The following is a 17,512-nucleotide window of genomic DNA, read 5'->3' on the forward strand; positions in this document are numbered from 1 at the left end:
CTTCTATGCAAGCCAGTCCGGCACCGAATCCAGCCCGATCAGTTCGTCATAAGTCAGGCGCGGACGAACGACATGGAAACGGTCGCCGTCGACCAGCACCTCCGGCACCAGCAGGCGGGTGTTGTAGGTGCCGGCCTGGACCGCGCCATAGGCGCCGGCAGTGGAAACGGCGACGAGATCGCCCGCCTTCAGCCTCGGCAGGTCGCGGTCGAGGCCGAGATAGTCACCGGTCTCGCAGACCTGGCCGACCACATCGACCATCATGCGCGGCGTGTCGGCCGGCGGCTGCACGACCGGCCTGATCTCGTGAAAAGCATCGTAGAGCGTCGGCCTGATCAGGTCATTCATGGCGGCGTCGACGACGAGGAAGTTCTTGGCGTCGCCTTCCTTCACGAAAATCACTTCCGAGACCAGGATGCCGGCATTGCCAACGATCAGCCGGCCCGGCTCGAACATCACCTTCATGCCCAACTTGGTGACATGCTTGCGGACGACCTGGGCATAGGCGTCGGGCAAGGGGGGAGGGTTGTTGTCGACGCGATAGGGAATGCCGAGGCCGCCGCCGAGATCGACATGCTCTATCGCATGTCCGTCGGCGCGCAGCGCGCCGACCAGGTCGACCAGCAAAGCGAAGGCGTCGTCGAAAGGCTGCAGTTCGGTGATCTGGCTGCCGATATGGGTATCGATGCCGGTGATCTTGATGCCGGGAAGCGTTGCCGCGCGGGCATAGACCTGGCGCGCCCGCTGCCACGGAATGCCGAACTTGTTCTCGGCCTTGCCGGTTGAGATCTTCTTGTGGGTCCGGGCGTCGACATCGGGATTGATGCGCAGCGACACCGGCGCCACCTTGCCGAGAGCCGAGGCGCGGGCCGACAGGAGTTCGAGCTCCGGCTCGGATTCGACGTTGAAGCAAAGGATGCCAGCTTCGAGCGCAAAGTCCATTTCACGCGCCGTCTTGCCGACACCGGAAAACAGGATCTTGCTGGCCGGGACGCCGGCGGCCAGTGCCCGGCGCAATTCGCCTTCCGAGACCACGTCGGCGCCGGCGCCGAGCTTGGCCAGGGTCCGCAGCACGGCCTGGTTGGAATTGGCCTTCATGGCGTAGCAGACCAGCGCGTCGAGCCCGGCAAAGGCCTTGACGAAGACACGGTAGTGCCTGGTCAGGGTCGCCGTCGAATAACAGTAGAACGGCGTGCCGACCTGTGCGGCGATATCAGGGATTGCCACGTCCTCGGCATGCAGCACGCCGTCGCGGTAGTCGAAATGGTTCACGAGAGTGGTTCCGGAAGTTGGCGGGTGCTAGATCAGCGGGTCGAGGATGAACTTCTTGTCCACGACCGGTTTTTCCGGTTCCGGCGGCACGGGCTGGTGGGCCTTCTCGGCATCCTTGCGCGCCTGGACAGCCGCCTCATACGGCGTATCGAGGCCGGCCTTGCGGCCGCAGGCGGTCACGGAGGCAAGCGCCGCAAGCAGCGTCAGCGTTACCAAAATCCTGCTTCCGGTCATCGATCCATCCGTCCGAAACGTTTGCCAGCCGCCGCTTTTAGCCGAGTTCTCAACGTATTGCACCCCGGATATTGCCGATCGCAACATCGGGATATTTCTGGTCGCAACATCGGGATATTGCTGATCGCAATATCCGGGATCACGCCTTGGCGATACGCTTTTTCCAGGCGCGGATCTGCTTCCTCACTTCCGACGGCGCGGTGCCGCCGAAGCTGGTGCGGCTCTTGACCGAGTTCTGCACCGCCAGCACCGAGAATATATCGGAAGTGATGCCCGGGTTGATCGATTGCAGATCCTCCAGCGCAAGCTTCTCCAGGCTCACCTTCTTCTCTTCGGCCAGCGCCACTGCGCGGCCGGTGACATGATGGGCTTCGCGGAACGGCAGGCCCAAAGTGCGCACCAGCCAGTCGGCAAGGTCGGTGGCGGTGGCGTGGCCGGAGCCGGCGGCCTTCTTCATCGCGGCTGCGTTCACCGTCATGTCCGAGACCATGCCGGTCATCGCCGCCAGCATCAGGTCGAGCGTCTCGGCGGCGTCGAAGACCGATTCCTTGTCTTCCTGCATGTCCTTGCCATAGGTCAAAGGCATGCCCTTCATGACCGTCAGCAGGCCGACCAGATGGCCATTGACGCGGCCGGTCTTGCCGCGCACCAGTTCGGCGGCGTCGGGGTTCTTCTTCTGCGGCATGATCGAAGAGCCGGTGGAAAAGCTATCCGACAGCCTGATGAAGCCGAATTGCGGCGTCGACCAGATGATGATCTCTTCCGCCAGCCGCGACAGATGTGTGGCGCAGATCGCGGCCATGGCGAGGAACTCCAGCGCGAAATCGCGGTCGGAGACGCTGTCCAGCGAATTGCGCATCGGCTCGCGGAAGCCGAGCGCCCTGGCGGTCTGGTGACGGTCGATCGGGAAGCTGGTGCCGGCAAGGGCGGCGGCGCCGAGCGGGCTCTCGTCCATCCGTTCGATGGCGTCGCGCACGCGCGACAGGTCGCGCGAAAACATCTCGACATAGGCCATGCAATGGTGGCCGAAGGTAACCGGCTGCGCCGCCTGCATATGGGTAAAGCCCGGCATCACGGTCGCCGCATGCTCCCCGGCCCGTTCCAGCAGCGCCCCGATCAACCCCTTCAACGCCTCGGCGACGCGAAAACACTCGTCCTTGACCCAGAGCCTCAGATCGACCGCCACCTGGTCGTTGCGCGAGCGGGCGGTATGCAACCGGCCGGCCGCCGAGCCGATCAGGTCGGCGAGCCGGGCCTCGACATTCATGTGGATGTCTTCCAGCCTGGTCGAGAACTCGAACGTGCCAGCTTCGATCTCTTTCAGGATCGTGTTCAGGCCGTGAGCGATTTTTTCTTGATCGGCAGCCGAAATAATGCCCGTCTGCGCCAGCATCTCGCTATGGGCGATCGAACCGCGAATATCCTGCGCGTAGAGTTTGCGGTCGAACGAGATCGACGCGTTGATGGCTTCCATGATCGCGGCCGGACCCGAGGCAAATCGTCCGCCCCACATCTGGTTGCTGGTCTTCTTGTCGCTCATCGCTATAAAACCCGTGCCTCGGAGCAGTTTTGAGAAAATGGCAGACGGAAACAGATTTTTCCCGGCCCCGCGCCTGATCCTCGCCGCCCTGGTGGCGGGAGCGCTGGCCGGCGCGGTCGCGGTATATGTCAGCGAGAGCCGGTCTGGCAACAACGCACCGGCGCAGGTGGCCGCCGGCGACAGCAAGGACGACGTCGCCTGCGCCGCCAAGAGCGATCGCGCCAAGAAGGTGGCGGCCGCGGCCACCGGTGAGGTCGCGGCACTTTTGCCGGCCGATCCGCCGCAGTCGATGAGGAGCCTCGCCTTCAACGGGCCGGACGGCAAGCCGATGACGATCGCCGACCATGCCGGCAAGACGGTGCTGCTCAATCTCTGGGCGACATGGTGCGCGCCATGCCGTGCCGAAATGCCGGCGCTCGATGCGCTGCAAAAGGAGAAAGGCAGCGACGCCTTTCAGGTCGTCGCCGTCAACGTCGATGCCGGCGACGATGTGAAGCCGAAGAAGTTTCTCGCCGATACCGGTGTGCACACGCTCGGCTACTACCGGGATTCGACGATGACGCTGTTCAACGACCTCAAGACGCGCGGTCTGGCGCTCGGCCTGCCCGTCACCATGCTGATCGACGGCGAAGGCTGCCTGATCGCCCATATGAACGGTCCGGCCGAATGGTCCGGGCCGGACGCCAAGCGGTTGGTCGAGACGGCGCTCGGGTCGTGAGCCAACGCATGTCGCGGTTCAAGCCGAGCGCACGCTCGGCTTGAGCAGCACGAGGCTGCCATCCCGGCGGCCGGCACGCACCGGAGTGGGCTTGCCGTGGCCGGTCAGGTCGTCGAACGCCTCGATCGGCGCCGGCTTGCCGAGATAGTAGCCCTGGCCGATCTCACAGGCCTCGGCGTCAAGGAACTTCAACTCGCCAAGCGTCTCGACGCCTTCGGCCAGAACCGGCAGGCCAAGGCCGCGCCCCAGCCCCAGCACCGCGCGCACGATCGCCGCGACCTGGCCGTTCGTGTCGACCGCCTTGATGAAGGAGGAATCGATCTTGATCTTGTCGAAGGGGAAGGCGCGCAGGTTGGAAAGAGAGGAATAGCCGGTACCGAAATCATCCATGGCCACGCGCACGCCGAGCGACTTGGCCTGGCGCAGGGTTGCCAGCGCACGCGGCATGTCCTTCACCAGCGCGGTTTCGGTGATCTCGAGTTCGAGCCTGGTCGGGGCAAGGCCTGTCTTCAGCAAGGTCTCGTGGACCTTGCGGCTGAAATTTGGGTTGTGGAGCTGCACCGCGGAGACGTTGACGGCGACCGTCAGCGGGTTTTCCCAGCGCGCGGCTTCCTCGCAGGCCGCTTCGAGCACCCAATCCCCGATCTGGCCAATCGCGCCGCTGTCCTCGGCCACCGGAATGAAAGTGGCCGGAGAAACCTCGCCACGTTCAGGATGGCGCCAGCGGATCAGGGCCTCGAAGCCAACCATCTTACCGCTGCTGATCTCCTTCTGGGGCTGGTAGACGAGGTAGAATTCACCGCGCACGACGGCCTGGCGCAATTCGTGCTCCATCACGCGCTTGTCGCGAGCCTCGGCGCCCATCGAGGCTTCGAAATAGCGAAACGTGTCCCTGCCTTCGGTCTTGGCGCGATAGAGTGCCGTATCGGCATGGCTGATCAGGCTGGTCTGGTCCTCGGCATCGAGCGGATAGACCGCGATGCCGATGCTGGCCGAGACCAGCCCGCCACCGACCGCTGCCCGGTTTTCCTCACGCATGGCGGCGAGTACCGCATTGGCGATGCGGCCCGCCGCCTGCGGGTCGGGCAAATTGGGGGCTATGATGGCGAATTCGTCGCCGCCCAGGCGCGCAAGCATCTGGCCGTGGCGCAGAACGCCGGACGCGCAGCTTGCCACTTTCTGCAACATGGCATCGCCGGCGCCGTGCCCGTAGAGGTCGTTCACCTCCTTGAAGCGGTCGAGGTCGAGCAGCAAGAGCGCAAGATGCCGGCCCTTGATGTTTGCGTCGGCAGTCGCGACGCGGTTCATCGATGCGATTTCCGCGTCGAGACGGCTGGAGAAACTGCGGCGATTGGCAAGCCCCGTCAGCGGATCGAAATGGGCAAGGCGAAGGATCTCCTGCTCCGCCTTCCTGCGTTCGCGTATGTCGCGTACGGCGATGACATTGTGGGGCTTGCCGCAATAATCGATGCTCCTGGCGATCAGTTCGACGGGTATTCTCGTCCCATCGCGGCTCCTTAGCTCCGCTTCCTGCGGCTGGCCCTCCAGGCTGGTCGCATCGGATGCTGCGCGTTCGTCGAAAAGTTCGCCCAGTTGCATGCCGTTCAGCGTCGTAGCCGGCGTCCCGGTCAGCTTGCCCATGCTGTCATTGGCGCTGACGATGCGACTGCCATCGCAGACGATCAGGCCTTCCACGGCTGCATTGGCCAGGCCATGCATGCGGTCGACTTCGAGTTTCTGGCGACGGAAGCGCAGGTCGATCCACAACGCCGATGCCGACAGAACCAGGATCACCAGGGTGGCGGCCGCGGCCGCGAAAGCCTGCGAGGTCGGCGCGATCGTGTACTGCGATATGACGATCGAGGAATCGGGAAAGATCGAGACGGCGCCCATGCCGATGAAATGCAAGGTGCAGATAGCCAGCGTCAGCAGCACCGCGCCGGCGGATGTCGCTGACAAGGAAGGGCGGCGCAGCACGACATGCAGCGCCAGTGCCGCAAGCGTCATACCGGCCAGCAGGGAAACGGCGACAAGCAGCAGGTTCCATTCGATCCGTCCCTGGACCTCGAACGCCGCCATGCCGATGTAGTGCATGGCTGCGATGCCGCCGCCCAGGATGGCGCCGCCGACGAGATGGTAATCGATCTCGTCCCGCAAGGTGGCGATCCACATGCCGGCCGCCGTCAGTGCGACCGAGGCGGCGAGCGAGATCACGGAGAGCCCCGGATCGTAGGCGCTGGGGATGCCCGGCGTGAAGGCGAGCATGGCAATGAAATGCGTTGCCCAGATGCCGAACCCGGTCGAAGTCGCCGATATCATCAGCCAGACCAGCCGGTTGCGGTCCGTCGAGCGGCTGATGTGGTGAAGCAGGTTTACGGCAGAGAAACAGGAAATTCCGCAGATCAGCGCTGCCAGTGCGACCAGTCGCAGATCGTGCTGGTTGACGATGCAGTTATAGACCGTCAGCATCTTATTTCCCCCTAGCCCACAGGAAATAAAGAAAGAAATATGACTGATTAATGCTTGGCTGTTGAAGGATCGATAAAGTCGCCTGCAACCATAGCGTGCTCTTGCGGCGCAGTCTGGCCGCAAGAGTACCGGCCAGTTCAGCCGCGCCGACTTGAAGACGGCGGCTATTTCAGGCGAACGGTCACGGTCAGGACTTCATGATCCGAGCTCGGGCTGCCGTCCGGCAACACCGCCGGAAGGACCGCCGGCGCGCTGGCCGCGAGGCCGCGTGTGAAGAACCAGTCGATGCGGCCGACCGGCGTGCCGGCCGGCCGGCGCTGGGTGGGCAGGCCCATGTCGTTGGCCGCCTGCCAGTCATAGCCGCGCTCGGCAAGGGCCGCGAACAGCGGCTCATGGCGCTTGCTTCACCAGCATTTCATCATCCCTTTAGCCGGATAATCATGGCGGCCTTTACGTCGTCGGCGGCCGCCCTAGCTACCTAAGGCGCCGGTGTGACGTTTTCATGCCGGCGCAACCGCCGAGGGGGAGGAAAGACCGGCTGTCCACAGGCCCGGGAGGCCACAACAGAACTGTCACATACCTTCTCTAAGAGAGCGGGCAAGGACTTGCGCAGACCCTTGTCAACAGTCATTCAAGAGGGAAGAAATCATGACGATCATCAAGCGGGGCCTCGCTGCCCTTGCCGCAGGCGTGCTCAGCACGGCGGTGGCGGTTCCTGCCTTCGCGGAACCGGTAAAATTCGATTTCTGGTTCGGCCTTTCTGGCGATCTTGCCCGCGTCGTCGATACGCTGTGCAAGAACTTCAACGAGTCGCAGAAGGATTATGAAGTCACCTGCACCAGCCAGGGCAATTACGACGCGACGCTGCAGAACACCATCGCCGCCTTCCGCGCCGGAAAGCAGCCCGCCGTCGTCCAGGTCTACGACGTCGGCACCGCCACCATGATGCTGTCGGGCGCCTACAAGCCCGCCGACAAGCTGATGGAAGAAAACGGCTACAAGATCGACTACGCCGACTATTTCCCCGGCATCGCGCGCTACTACGCGACGTCGAAGGGCGAGATGCTGTCCTTTCCGTTCAATTCCTCGACCCCGCTGATGTACTGGAACAAGGATGCTTTCGCCAAGATCGGCAAGACCGAAGCGCCCAAGACATGGGAAGATGTCGCCACCGATCTCCAGGCCTTGAAGGACGCCGGCTATGAATGCCCGATGGCGATCAACATCTCGGCCAATGAAAGCTGGCAGCTGATGGAGCAGTTCTCGGCGCTGCACAACCAGCCGATCGCCACCAAGAACAATGGCTATGACGGTCTCGATGCCCGTCTGGAGGTCAACAAGACCAAATTCGTCCAGTACGTCACCGATCTGAAGAAGTGGTATGACGCCGGCCTGATCAAGATCAAGTCGAAGGATCTCGGCCAGGACATGGTGCAGGCCTTCGCCACCGGCACCTGCCAGGTCATTCTGACTTCGGTCGGCGACCACGGCACGGTCGGCCGCACGCAGAAGGAAGGCATGAAGTGGGATGTCGCCGAACTGCCGGTCTATGCCGGCACCGAGCGCAAGAACTCGCTCGTCGGCGGCGCTTCGCTGTGGGTACTTTCCGGCAAGTCGGACGCGGAATACAAGGGCGCGGCCGCCTTCCTCAACTTCATCCATGACCCCAAGACCGCCTTGTTCTGGTCGACCAACACCGGCTACATCCCGGTGACCAAGTCGGGCTTCGAATACCTGAAGTCGCAAGGGTTCTACGACAAGGCGCCCTACAAGGGTCGTGAAGTCGCGATCGCCAGCCTGACCGCGTCGGAGCCGACAGAGATCACCCGTGGCGTGCGCCTGGGCAACTTCACCCAGATCCGCGCCGAGTTCGGCACGCAGATGCAGGCGATCTTCGCCAACAAGGTCAGCGTCCAGGAGGGTCTCGACACGCTGGTCAAGAACGGCGACGCCATCCTCGACCGCTTCCAGCAGACCTATCCGGGCAAGACGCTGCCCTGATCCGCTGAAATGCACTGGCCCGTCCGGCGACTCCCGTTGAGCATGATCGCGAAACCGGTTTCCACTTTCCGGGATCATGCTTGGGTCGACGGGCGGCCATTTCGTTATTAGTCTCACCTTGCACCAAGCGAGCCGCTTGAGCGGCGTCGGCGGACCGATGGAAAAACGCGTCACTTTCAGCAGATGGACGATCGGTATCCTGTTCGGGGTGCCGCAGCTGTTCCTGATCTTCACCTTCTTCTACTGGCCGGCCGGCCAGGCGGTATACTGGTCGCTGACGCTGCAGCAGCCTTGGGGCGGCGGCAACATCTGGGTCGGCCTCGACAATTTCCGCTCGATCCTGTCCAACGCCGATTACTGGAACTCGATCACCGCCAGCCTGATTTTCGCGGCCATCAGCACCGGCCTGGCGATGTTCATCGCGCTGGTGTTGGCCGCCTTGACCGACCGGCAGCTTGCCGGCTCGTGGCTGTATCGCGTGGTGCTCATCTGGCCCTACGGCATCGCCGCGCCAGCGCTGGCGCTGGCATTTCGGTTCATCCTGGCGCCGGAAGCCGGCTTCATGGCCGTCGTCAACCAGGTCTGGCCCGGCTTCTGGGATCCCGGCCTCGACGGCGCTGATGCCATGGCCTCGATCATCGTCGCCTTTTCCTGGAAATATGTCGGCTACAACTTCATCTTCTTCCTCGCGGCCTTCCAGGCAATCCCGCGATCCCTGATCGAGGCGGCGGCGATGGACGGCTCCGGTGTCCTCAGGCGCTTCTGGGACATCCAGTTCCCGCTGATCACGCCGACCATCTTCTTCCTGCTCGTCATCAATATCACCGAGAGCTTCCAGGACTCCTTCGGCATCGTCGACATCATGACATCAGGCGGACCGGCGAACGCCACCAACCTGATGGTCTACAAGATCTACTCGGACGGCTTCAAAGGCCTCGACTATTCGGGCGCGGCCGCGCAGAGCATTATCCTGATGGTGCTGATCGTCGCCCTCACCATTGTCCAGTTCCGCTTCATTGAGCGGCGCGTGCACTACAGGTGAGATGATCATGGTCGAACGCACCCCGTTCCTCAATTTCTTCACGCATCTGATCCTGTTCGTCGGCTTCGTTTTCTGTGTCGCGCCGTTCGCCATCGTGGCGATCGCCGCGTCGCACAATCTCAAGGACGTCAACGATGTGCCGATGTCGCTGTTGCCGGGCAGTGACTTCTGGGTCAACATCAAGACGGCCTGGGTGACGGCCGATCTCGGCCCCAAGCTGCTCAACAGCTTCATCATGGCGTTCGGCGTCGCGGCGGGCAAAGTGATCATCTCGGCGCTCACCGCCTTCTCGATCGTGTACTTCCGCTATCCTGGCCGCATGCTGATCTTCTGGCTGATCTTCATCACGCTGATGCTGCCGCTCGAAGTGCGCATCGTGCCGACCTACGCCGTGGTCGCCAACGTGCTCGAGCCCTATCAGACGATCCTGGACCTGACCGGGCTGTCCTGGCTGATCGAGAAAGTATCGGGCGTGCGGGTTGCACTGAGCCTGGGGCTGCTCAATTCCTATAGCGGCCTGATCCTGCCGCTGGTCGCCACCGCGACCGGAACGTTCCTCTACCGGCAGTTCTTCCTGACCGTGCCGGACGAGTTGACCGAGGCCGCGCGCATGGACGGTGCCGGGCCGCTGCGGTTCTTCATCGACGTGCTGCTGCCGCTGTCGCGCAACAATATGGCCGCGCTCGGCACCATCATGTTCCTGTGGGCCTGGAACCAGTATCTGTGGCCGCTGCTCATCACCACCGACCAGTCGCATGCGATGGCGGTGACCGAGCTCAAGCAGCTGATCCCCAATGTCGGTGGCGCCCCGGAATGGCACATCGCCATGGCCGGAACACTCATCATCATGCTGCCGCCGATGATTGTCGTGGTGTTGATGCAGCGCTGGTTCGTGCGCGGCCTGATCGCCACCGAGAAGTAACAAGGAGACAAAGATGGCCTCCATCGCAATACGCGGCGTCAAGAAGAACTATGCCAAGACGCAGGTCGTGCATGGCGTCGACCTCGACTTCGCATCGGGCGAGTTCGTCGTCATCCTCGGCCCGTCCGGCTGTGGCAAGTCCACGCTGCTCAGGATGATCGCCGGGCTGGAGGAGATTTCCGACGGCACGATCGCCATCGACGGCACGGTGGTCAACAAGCTCGAGCCGCGTGAGCGCGGCTGCGCCATGGTGTTCCAGAACTACGCACTCTATCCGCATATGAGCGTGGCGCAGAACATCGGCTATTCGCTGAAGGTATCAGGTGTTCCCGCGGCCGAGCGCAACCAGCGGATCCAGGCGGTGGCCCGCACGCTTGAGCTCGAGCATCTGCTCGACCGCAAGCCGATGGCGCTTTCGGGCGGTCAGAGGCAGCGCGTCGCCATGGGCCGGGCCATGATCCGCGAACCGAAAGTCTTCCTGTTCGACGAACCGCTGTCCAATCTCGATGCCAAGCTGCGCGTGCAGATGCGCTCGGAAATCCGCAAACTGCATCGCCGGCTGAACGCCACCTCCGTCTTCGTCACCCACGACCAGGTCGAGGCGATGACGCTGGCCGACCGGCTGGTGGTGATGAATGGCGGACGCGTCGAGCAGGTCGGCACGCCAGGTGAAATCTACACCCGCCCGGCCAGCCGCTTCGTCGCCACTTTCGTCGGTGCGCCGGCCATGAACATCCTTGAGGGGACTGTCGAACTCGACGGGCTGTCGCTGCTCGGCGGCAGCCGGCGCCTGGGCATGGCTCGCGCCGGCCTGCCGGTCGGTACGAAGGTGGCGATGGGCATCCGGCCGGAAGCCGTCCGGCTGGTGGCGCCGGGAACGCCGGGCGCGCTCGATGCGACTGTCGACCTGGTCGAGGAACTGGGTGCGGGGCGGGTGATCTATGTCGACCTCGACGGCGCGCCGTTTTCGGTGATGACCTCGGAGGCCGTTCATCCCGAACCCGGTAGCACCGTCGGGCTAAAGATCTCGCCGGACGACATGCACTTCTTCTCGTCGGAGACAGGGACCCGTCTCGATGTCTTCAAGGCTTCCGTGCCCGAGCCGGCGCTTTGATTTCCCAAACGCTCAGCCAAGAGACGCGCATGAAAATCATCCAGGTCACCGACGTGCATCTTGGCCGGCGAGGTGAGCGCCGCTATGGGGCGGACCTGCATCAGCGGCTGGATCGGTGCATCGCGCACATCAATGCGCATCACCCCGACGCCGCGCTTTGCGTCTTCACCGGCGACTTGACGGAGACCGGTGCGCCGCAGAGCTATGCCGATCTGCGCGTTGCGCTTGGCACGCTGTCGATGCCGTACAGGCTGCTGCCGGGCAACCATGACCGGCGGGCCAATCTCGTGGCCGCGTTTCCCGAAATTCCGGTCGACGAAAACGGCTTCGTGCAGTCGGTCCACGATACCGGCAACGAGGTGCTGTTGTTTCTCGACTGCCTGGCGGAAGGACGCATAGAAGGCGAACTGTGCGACAGCCGGCTCGCCTGGCTCGAAGCCCGGCTGGGACAATCCGGCGGCAGGCCAGCCTACGTCTTCCTGCATCATCCGCCGGTCGCGCTCGGCCTGCCGCAGCTCGATCCGCTGGCGCTCGAACAGCCCGAGCGGTTGCTCGGCCTGCTGCGGGGCCATGGCAACGTTCGCCACATCTTCTTCGGCCATGTCCATCGCGACATGGCCGGCACCGTTGCCGGCATTCCGTTCTCGGCGCAGCGCGGCCTACATGCCCGGTTCGAGCTTGCCCTCGACCGATCGAGCGAGATCGTCGAACAGGCGCCGCCGTCCTACGCCGTCATCCTCGTCGACAGCGCCAACCAGTGCGTGGTGGTGCACGGTTGCGATTTTCTCGAGCAATGGCCGATTTATTCAGCGGAAACCGGCGAACGCATCACGGCGTGAGCTGGCCACTTCGCTGGGGTTCAGCGCCTTCAGCCGTCGCTCTCAAGCGAAGACATGCGCCTTGCCCGATATGGTCAGTCGTACGATCTCGCCGACCGCCGGAGCGTCCATGCCGGATTTGCGCAGGATCAGCGGCGTGCTGCCGATGGCGGCGGCGTCCGGCGGATCGGAATTGTTCAGGAGCCGCACCGCGACCGTGCATGTCGAGCCGGCGAACTCCGATTCCGTCACCTCGCCGAACAGCATGTCCGATGTGCCCGACATGCCCTCGCGCGAGGTGCGTTTCAGCCCGATCTGTTCCGGCCGCAGCATGATGCGGACGATATCGCGGCTGTCCGGCGTATCGACCGCGATGCGGCCGAGCGGGGAGCTGGCGAAGCCGCCCGAGACGCTGGCCGGCAGGATGATGGCATCGCCGAGGAACTCGGCGATCATCCTGTCCTTCGGCTTGAGATAAAGTTCGCGCGGCGTGCCGACCTGGGAAAATTTTCCATCGCGCATCACCGCCACCTGGCTGGCGAAGGACAGCGCCTCGGCCTGGTCGTGCGTCACCAGGATGGTGGTGATGCCGGCCGCCTCCAGAAGTTCGGCCACGGCCTTGCGCATCGAGGCGCGCAGGCCGGTGTCGAGGGCCGAGAACGGCTCGTCGAGCAGCATCAGCCGCGGCTTCATCGCCATGGCGCGGGCCAGCGCCACGCGCTGCTGCTGACCGCCGGAGAGCTCGTGCGGGCGGCGTTTCAGGATCGCCTTGTCCAGTCCAACGATATAGGCAAGTTCGACGATGCGCTCGGCGCGCTTGTCATCGTCCCGTCCCATACCGAAGCCGATATTGTCCGAGATGGTCAGATGCGGGAACAGGGCGCCGTCCTGCGCCACCACGCCGATGCCGCGGCGATGCGCCGGAACGGCGGCGCCGCCATTGGCCAGCACCTGCCCGTCGAGCACGATGCGGCCCTGATCGGGCGCCTCGAAGCCGGCGATCAGCCGCAGCAAGGTCGTCTTGCCGCAGCCGGAAGGTCCTACGATCGCCGTGCGGCTGCCGCTGGCGACGTTCAGGTCGACGCCGGCCAGTGCAGCGACCGGGCCGTAATGCTTGTGCAGATTGCGGAGTTCAAGAAAGCTCATCGTCCGGCCATCCGCTTCGACTGGACATAGAGCAGCCAGGTCAGGGGCAGCGACATCGCCACCATGATGAAGGCGTAAGGAGCGGCCGAGGCGTAATCGATCTCGCTGCTGTAGGACCAGAACGCCATCGCCAGCGTGCGGGTGCCGTTCGGCGCCAGCATCTGGGTCGCGGTCAATTCGTTCATGATGCCGAGCGCCACCAGCGCCATGCCGGCAGCCGCACCCGGCGCCGACAGGCGGATTGTCGTCGACCACAGCGCGTTGAGGGGCCGCCGGCCGAGGCTCGACGCGGCGCGCTCGAGCTCGACCGGCGCCTGGGCGATCGACGCGCGCAGGCTGACCAGGGCACGCGGCAGGAACATCAAGGCATATGCGACCAGGATGGTGAACAGGGTCTGGTAGAGCGGCAGGGCGATGCTCACGGTGATGGTGACCAGCGCCAGCGCAATGACGACACCCGGCAGCGAGCCGACAATGTAATTGCATCCCTCCAGAAGGCGCTGCAGCGGTCCCGGCGCGCGGATCGAGATCCAGGCCATCGGCATCGCCGCGACAGTGGCAAGCAGCGCCCCGGCAAGGGACAGGAACAGCGTCTGGCCGAGCGCCAGTCCAATTTCGTCGAGACGCCAGACATCGGCGCCGCCGGCGAGGAGCCAGCGCCCGATGGTGACGAACGGCACTCCAAGCGCCAGCAGCGTGGTGACGACGAGCAAGGCAAGGCTCGGGATGGTGGCGCGGCCTAGGCCGATGCGTTGCTGATACCGCGCCGCGCCAGAGCCGACACGGGCATAACGTTCCTCGCCGCGCACCAGCACTTCGAGGCCGAGCAGCACGAAACAGCAGGTCACCAGCACGCCGGCCAGCATGTTGGCGGCCGGGCCATTGAAGGTCGACTGGAACTGGTCGACGATCGCGGTCGTGAAGGTGTCGAAGCGGATGAAGACGTAGAGGCCATATTCGGCCAGCAGATGCAGCCCGACCAGCAGCGAGCCGCCGCAAATCGCCAACCTGAGCTGCGGCAACACGACACGCCAGAACACGCGCCAGGGTCCGAGGCCAAGTGCCGCCGCCGCGTCCTCCAGGGCGGGATCGAGGCGGCGCAGCGCCGCCGATACCGGCAGGTAAAGGAAGGGAAAATAGGCGATGACGGACACCAGCACGCCTGCCCACAGCCCGTGCAGCCCCGGCACCATGGTGATCCAGGCATAGGAGTGGACGAAAGCGGGGATGGCTAGCGGCGCCACGCAGAGCCAGGCCCAGAGCCGGGCACCCGGCAGGTCGCTGCGTTCGGTCAGCCAGGCCAGCGTCACCGACAAGGTGATGGCGATCGGTACGGTCAGCAGCACCAGCAGGCCGGTGTTGACCAGCAGTTCCCCGACACGCGGCCTGAAGATCAGTGCCGAGACGGTCTCCCAGCCCGTCTGAACCGCGATCCAAATGATGAAAGCGAGCGGCAGCAGCGCCAGCAGGGAGACAGATATGGCGGCGCCGACAAGCCAGGGCGCCGCCCGCCGTTGCGCCCGCCGGCGCATCTTGGGCGGCAGGCCCGGGCGCGCGAGATGGACCGCGGACTGCATCAGCTCACACGCCTCGCCATTGCCGCCCGGCGGCGGCAATTGAAGGACCACGGTCGCGGTCGGATAGGCAACGTGTCGTCATCGACGAATGCAATCTCGAAAAACAAAACGCTCCCGCGGAAAGAGAGTCCGCGGGAGCACGGTCCGGCGTTCTTATTAGGACGAACGCCAACTAAAGCAAGCCGGCTGCCGTCATCAGGTCGGTGACCTTCTTGGAGTTGAGCGTCGTGGCGTCGACCTTCGGCGCCTGTAGGTCGGCCAGGGGTACCAGCTTCGGACTGGACTGGGCGCCCTTGCCGACCGCATATTCGAAGGAGGTTCCTTTCTTCAGCACGTCCTGGCCACCCTGGCCGGTCACCCATTTCAGGAAGGCCTGGGCTTCCTTCTGGTGCTTGCTCGAAGCCAGCACGCCGCCGCCGGAAACCGACACGAAAGCGCCCGGATCCTGGTTCTTGAAATAGTGCAGCGCGACGTTCTTGGAGTTCTCGCCGGTCTTGGCCTGATCGCCAAAGTAGTAATAGTGGTAGATCACGCCGCCTTCGATCTCGCCGGCATTGACCGCCTTCATCACCGTGCTGTTGCCCTTGTAGGCGGTGAAGTTCTCCTTCATCGCCTTCAGCCAGCCGGCCGTGGCGGCCTCGCCCTTGAGCTGCAGCAGCGCGCTGACGATGGCCTGGAAATCGGCGCCGGAAGGCGATGCCGCCCAGCGGCCTTTCCAGCTTGGATCGGCGAGATCGAGCATCGACTTGGGCAACTGATCAGCCTTGAGCTTGGTCGTGTTGTAGGCAAAAACGGTGCTGCGCGCGGCCACGCCCACCCATTTGCCGCTGGCCGCCTGATAGTCCCGCGGGACCTGAGCCAGCGTGTCGGCGCCGACCGGCGCGAACAGGCCGGCATTCTCCACCAGCGCCATGGCCGGCGAATTCTCCGTCAAAAACACGTCGGCGGGCGAGGCGGCGCCTTCGGAGACGATCTGGTTGGAGAAGTCGCTGTCGCCGCCGTTTCGCAAGGTGACCTTGATGCCGGTTTCCTTGGTGAACCCTTCGGCCCATTCCTTGGTCAGGCTTTCATGCTGGGCATTATAGACGATGATGCCGGCATCTTCGGCCGTTGCCGGACCGGCGGCCAGGCTGATTGCAAGCACCGCTACGCTGGCCAGGGCAAGAAGGGGGGATTTCATAAGGTACTCCTCGGGTTGCCCGCACTGCGGGTGCGTCCGAGTATCAATTCATGAATGGGTTAGTCAAGATTGAAAGCCAATCGGCATCATCACGGTTTCGCGTGTCGGACGCATTTGACATCACCCGATATGCGGTGCCGGTGGCTGCTCCTGCGGAATGCAGCCATCGACCATGGGATGAATGGTCCAGCGCTGATCCAGGCCCTGCTGTGTTCGTTTGGTCTCCGGATCGAACGCGTCGTTCAGCATGGCGCACCAGGTTCTGCGCAGGTTCTCGCAGCGTGTCCTGAATGCCGTGCTGCCAAGCCCGTCACGCATATCCTGCGCGGTGAGGTCGGTGGCCTCGCCCGGCGGTTTGGGCGGGACTGTGCCCATGTCGGGAAAGTCCGGGTTCCACTGAAGATAGTGTTTTGCGTCGACACCCGCGGCCGCATCGAATTTGACCACCGCCATCAGCGGATGAAACTCGTGCCAGCCCTGGTGATAGCCGTCATAGACATGTTCGCCGAGGACGGCGACATGATCGCCCATCCTGATGGGGCCGAGCGCCTTGTCGCCGACATTGGCGTCCTCGACATTGCCGGGGTTCCAGTTGAACAGCCCCTGCAGGACCGGCTTGACCCCGCCGAAGTAGGACGCCGCGCCGCCGATCGCGCCGCCAATGGCCGCCCCGAGCAATCCTCCCAGGAACGAGCCGATGGCGCAGCCCAGCGCACCCAGGAAAAACGACCCTATGGCGCAGCCGACGGCCGCCCCGACACCGGCGCCGGCGGCCGCCGCGGCCGCCGTGACGACCAGAGCCGCCGTCAGCAGGATGACGATGGCCGGCGCCCATTGGCGCATCTTGATCCAGAAGTCGCCCTCGGCCTCGCAGTGCAGGCCCCAGCGGGCATGGTCGTCGGTGGGTGCGTAGCCGAGGTCGGTCTCAAGATCATCGCGCGGCAACAGCAGCTCATGACCCTGAAAGCCGTCATTGAGAATGTCGTTGGCCGGATGGGCCGCGATACTGGCGGCGAATTCCGCGACGACGCTGCCGTCGGCATTGTAGCGATTGGCGGCCGCCAAAGCCGCCTCGTTGGTCTCGGCGTTGAGGATCTCGGCCGTCGGATGCGGCATCAGGATGACGTCGAAATACTGGTCGTTGTCGAAGGCGCCGAGATCGCTGCGGAACGGATTGTAGGAGACGATGCCGACCGCGCATTTCGGATTGTCCTTGTCGAGGCAGACCAGGCGATGGTTGAGCCATTCCCCGGCGGCCTTGTCGATCGTGGCGGTGGCGGACGCCAGAAATGCGATTGCCGCGGCAAGTGCCGCACCGACCGGCCCCAGCAGCAACCCGAAGGCGGCTGCCAGCCCGGTGATGACGATGATCTGCAGCGCCTGGCCGGCGAGGAAAGCCAGCCGGTCGTCCTCGTTGTAGGGCTTGCCACCGGCGGGATAGAGAAAGCAGCTCGTATAGTGCTTGTAGGCCATCGGAGC

Annotated in this window: 15 protein-coding genes; 6 read left to right on the forward strand and 9 right to left on the reverse strand. The window is 64.0% G+C overall.

Annotated features, from left to right (window positions below):
• Window positions 1-3: 3 nt before the first annotated feature.
• From lysA to argH, 3 genes are all read right to left on the reverse strand, one after another.
• Window positions 4-1,272 carry a diaminopimelate decarboxylase gene (lysA, locus tag EN850_RS05275; protein WP_135867556.1) on the reverse strand — a complete coding sequence of 423 codons (1,269 nt, stop codon included), beginning with the start codon at window positions 1,270-1,272 and terminating at the stop codon, window positions 4-6.
• A gap of 27 nt (window positions 1,273-1,299) precedes the next feature.
• Entirely contained in the window at window positions 1,300-1,506 is a 207-nt protein-coding gene (locus tag EN850_RS05280) for a lipoprotein (RefSeq protein WP_015315543.1), read from the reverse strand.
• 139 nt (window positions 1,507-1,645) lie between these two features.
• Window positions 1,646-3,046, reverse strand: coding sequence for an argininosuccinate lyase (gene argH / locus EN850_RS05285; protein ID WP_127872228.1), 1,401 nt, complete (start codon window positions 3,044-3,046; stop codon window positions 1,646-1,648).
• 37 nt (window positions 3,047-3,083) lie between these two features.
• Here argH and EN850_RS05290 point away from each other — a divergent pair, with 37 nt between their 5' ends.
• Window positions 3,084-3,764: a TlpA disulfide reductase family protein gene (locus EN850_RS05290; protein WP_135883474.1), complete on the forward strand. Its 681-nt coding sequence runs from the start codon at window positions 3,084-3,086 to the stop codon at window positions 3,762-3,764.
• A gap of 18 nt (window positions 3,765-3,782) precedes the next feature.
• Here the strand turns inward: EN850_RS05290 and EN850_RS05295 are convergent, their stop codons facing one another.
• Window positions 3,783-6,233 (reverse strand): EAL domain-containing protein, encoded by a 2,451-nt coding sequence (locus EN850_RS05295; protein WP_136090776.1) that lies wholly within the window; start codon window positions 6,231-6,233, stop codon window positions 3,783-3,785.
• Window positions 6,234-6,397: 164 nt separating this feature from the next.
• Window positions 6,398-6,568, reverse strand: a complete 171-nt coding sequence (locus EN850_RS05300) for a hypothetical protein (RefSeq protein WP_246689147.1) — start codon at window positions 6,566-6,568, stop codon at window positions 6,398-6,400.
• A gap of 313 nt (window positions 6,569-6,881) precedes the next feature.
• Between EN850_RS05300 and EN850_RS05305 the strand changes: the two genes are divergently transcribed.
• From EN850_RS05305 to EN850_RS05325, 5 genes are all read left to right on the forward strand, one after another.
• Window positions 6,882-8,234: an extracellular solute-binding protein gene (locus EN850_RS05305; RefSeq protein ID WP_127279191.1), complete on the forward strand. Its 1,353-nt coding sequence runs from the start codon at window positions 6,882-6,884 to the stop codon at window positions 8,232-8,234.
• Window positions 8,235-8,391: 157 nt separating this feature from the next.
• Entirely contained in the window at window positions 8,392-9,276 is an 885-nt protein-coding gene (locus EN850_RS05310; RefSeq protein ID WP_136090777.1) for a sugar ABC transporter permease, read from the forward strand.
• Between the two features lie 7 nt (window positions 9,277-9,283).
• The gene (locus tag EN850_RS05315; RefSeq protein WP_135920199.1) at window positions 9,284-10,198 is read left to right on the forward strand and encodes an ABC transporter permease subunit; all 915 of its coding nucleotides are present in this window, start codon (window positions 9,284-9,286) and stop codon (window positions 10,196-10,198) included.
• Window positions 10,199-10,211: 13 nt separating this feature from the next.
• Window positions 10,212-11,312 carry a sn-glycerol-3-phosphate import ATP-binding protein UgpC gene (locus EN850_RS05320; protein WP_136090778.1) on the forward strand — a complete coding sequence of 367 codons (1,101 nt, stop codon included), beginning with the start codon at window positions 10,212-10,214 and terminating at the stop codon, window positions 11,310-11,312.
• A gap of 29 nt (window positions 11,313-11,341) precedes the next feature.
• Complete coding sequence (locus EN850_RS05325) at window positions 11,342-12,151, forward strand: phosphodiesterase (RefSeq protein ID WP_136090779.1); 810 nt, start codon at window positions 11,342-11,344, stop codon at window positions 12,149-12,151.
• Between the two features lie 42 nt (window positions 12,152-12,193).
• Here EN850_RS05325 and EN850_RS05330 read toward each other — a convergent pair whose 3' ends face one another.
• The 4 genes from EN850_RS05330 to EN850_RS05345 all read right to left on the reverse strand — a co-directional run bounded on the left by EN850_RS05330 (window position 12,194) and on the right by EN850_RS05345 (window position 17,506).
• A complete protein-coding gene (locus tag EN850_RS05330; RefSeq protein ID WP_136090780.1) occupies window positions 12,194-13,276 on the reverse strand; it encodes an ABC transporter ATP-binding protein in 1,083 nt (360 codons plus the stop codon).
• The gene (locus EN850_RS05335; protein ID WP_189591007.1) at window positions 13,273-14,853 is read right to left on the reverse strand and encodes an iron ABC transporter permease; all 1,581 of its coding nucleotides are present in this window, start codon (window positions 14,851-14,853) and stop codon (window positions 13,273-13,275) included. Before EN850_RS05335 ends, EN850_RS05330 begins: the two co-directional genes overlap by 4 nt.
• Before the next feature lie 172 nt (window positions 14,854-15,025).
• The gene (locus EN850_RS05340; RefSeq protein ID WP_136090782.1) at window positions 15,026-16,033 is read right to left on the reverse strand and encodes an iron ABC transporter substrate-binding protein; all 1,008 of its coding nucleotides are present in this window, start codon (window positions 16,031-16,033) and stop codon (window positions 15,026-15,028) included.
• A 120-nt stretch (window positions 16,034-16,153) separates the two neighbouring features.
• Window positions 16,154-17,506 (reverse strand): hypothetical protein, encoded by a 1,353-nt coding sequence (locus EN850_RS05345; protein WP_136090783.1) that lies wholly within the window; start codon window positions 17,504-17,506, stop codon window positions 16,154-16,156.
• Window positions 17,507-17,512 lie beyond the last annotated feature (6 nt).

The organism is Mesorhizobium sp. M8A.F.Ca.ET.207.01.1.1 (assembly GCF_004794715.1).
GTDB lineage: Bacteria > Pseudomonadota > Alphaproteobacteria > Rhizobiales > Rhizobiaceae > Mesorhizobium.